Source organism: Chryseobacterium sp. P1-3, assembly GCF_000738495.1.
Classification (GTDB): Bacteria; Bacteroidota; Bacteroidia; order Flavobacteriales; family Weeksellaceae; genus Chryseobacterium; species Chryseobacterium gallinarum.
The window spans coordinates 1-728 of record NZ_JPEQ01000045.1 but is presented as its reverse complement, the minus strand read 5'-3'; the positions used below and the strand labels follow the sequence as shown (position 1 = coordinate 728).

The window sequence follows — 728 nt, the reverse complement described above, 5'->3', positions numbered from 1 at the left end:
AAACGTCAACTTCAGATGGAAGAAGCACCAAAGGACTTCCTACCATGAGTTTGGTGAAAAATATTGAAGATGACAACTGGACGAAAAAATTATACCTACTACGATACCAAAGGAAGAGTAATAGGAACCCATTCCATCAACCATTTGGGAGGTTATACCAAAACAGAATCCAAACTGGATTTTGCAGGCGTTGCTCAACAGGTTGTCACCCGACATAAGAGACTGGATACCGATACAGAAAGGATTATTACAGAAAACTTTGAATATGATTCCCAAAACAGGCTGTTGGTGCACAGACACCAGGTAGATAATAATCCTGAAGAGATTCTGGCCCAGAATACCTATAATGAACTTTCTCAGCTAACCAATAAAAAAGTAGGCAATAACTTGCAGAGTATTGATTATGCCTACAATATCAGGGGCTGGATGACCAGGATCAATGATCCTGCCAACCTGAATGGGAAATTGTTTGGCTATGAAATCAAATATACTAATCCTGTGTATACCAATTTAGCTTCAGGTAGGTTTAACGGGAATATTGCAGAGGTAGACTGGAGAAACTCTTCAGAGGATGTTTTAAAAAGATATTCCTATACCTATGATGGCCTCAACAGGTTAAAGGATGGTATCTATACGGAGCCTAATGCCACCAATCCATACAACAATAACTTTAATGAACATCTTACCTATGACACGAATGGCAATATTATGACCCTGAAAAGAAATGC

General features: G+C 38.9%; 1 pseudogene. It reads left to right on the top strand.

Annotated features, from left to right (window positions below):
* Positions 1 to 69 precede the first annotated feature (69 nt).
* Positions 70 to 728 (top strand): annotated as a pseudogene (locus HX13_RS21710) (RHS repeat-associated core domain-containing protein); the annotation flags it as partial.